We start from the raw sequence: 1,243 nt of genomic DNA, 5'->3' as shown, positions 1-1,243 counted from the left end.
TCCTCCTGTCGCGGGGCCCGCCCGCGTGATAGCATGCAGATCGGCCCGGCTGGGCGTCCGGCCGGCGCCCATCAGGGAGGTATCTCCGGCAGGGGCGCCGTGCGGGTGACTGCCGATGGGGCAGCGGGAGCCTTACAGGCCGAGCTCGACCTCGAACTCGCCGGCCTCCAGGATCGCCTTGACGGCCGTGAGGTACCGGGCCGCGTCCGCGCCGTCCACCAGGCGGTGGTCGTAGGACAGGGTCAGGTACGTCATGTCGCGGGCGCCGATGACGGTGCCCTCGGCGGTCTCCATGACCACCGGGCGCTTCACCGTGGCACCGATGCCCAGGATCGCGACCTGGTTCGGCGGCACGATGACCGTGTCGAACAGCGCGCCGCGCGAGCCGGTGTTGCTGATGGTGAAGGTCGCGCCGGACAGCTCGTCCGGGGTGATCTTGTTGCTGCGGACCTTGCCGGCCAGCTCGGCGGTCGCCTTGGCGATACCGGCCAGGTTGAGGTCACCGGCACCCTTGATGACCGGGGTCATCAGGCCCTTCTCGGAGTCCACGGCGATGCCGATGTTCTCCGAGTCGAAGTAGGTGATGGTGCCCTCGTCGTCGTTGATCCGGGCGTTGACGACCGCGTGGGCCTTCAGCGCCTGGGCCGCGGCCTTGACGAAGAACGGCATCGGGGACAGCTTGACGCCCTCGCGGGCGAGGAAGCCGGCCTTGGCCTTCTCGCGCAGCTTCATGATCTTGGTGACGTCCACCTCGACCACGGACGACAGCTGCGCCTGCGAGTGCAGGGCCTTCATCATGTTGTCGCCGATGACCTTGCGCATGCGGGTCATCTTGACCGTCTGACCGCGCAGCTCGGACACCGCGGCAGCAGCGGCCGGAGCGGCGGCGGCAGCGGCCGGAGCGGGGGCGGCAGCAGCGGCCTTGGCGGCCTCGGCAGCGGCGAGGACGTCCTGCTTGCGGATGCGGCCGCCGACGCCGGTGCCCGTGACCGTGTTCAGGTTGACGCCGGCCTCGGAGGCCAGCTTGCGCACCAGCGGGGTCACGTACGCGCCCTCGTCACCGGCGACCGCCGGCGAGACGGGGGCGGCCGGGGCGACCGGAGCCGGAGCGGCGGCCGGGGCCACCGGAGCGGCCGGGGCAACCGGGGCGGCCGGGGCGGCCGGAGCCACCGGGGCGGCGGCGACCGGGGCCGGAGCCGGAGCGGCCGGAGCCGGGGCGGCCGGAGCCGGGGCGGCCGGAGCC

General features: G+C 73.2%; 1 protein-coding gene. It reads right to left on the bottom strand.

Translation table 11 applies throughout. The features are described 5' to 3' along the window. Positions 1 to 132: 132 nt before the first annotated feature. A partial coding sequence (gene sucB / locus ACFV7Q_RS38905; protein ID WP_385435682.1) for a 2-oxoglutarate dehydrogenase, E2 component, dihydrolipoamide succinyltransferase occupies positions 133 to 1,243 on the bottom strand: 1,111 nt, incomplete at its 5' end.

Source organism: Streptomyces sp. NPDC059851, from assembly GCF_042732005.1.
Lineage (GTDB): Bacteria > Actinomycetota > Actinomycetes > Streptomycetales > Streptomycetaceae > Streptomyces.
This window is presented reverse-complemented; position numbering and strand designations above follow the sequence as displayed.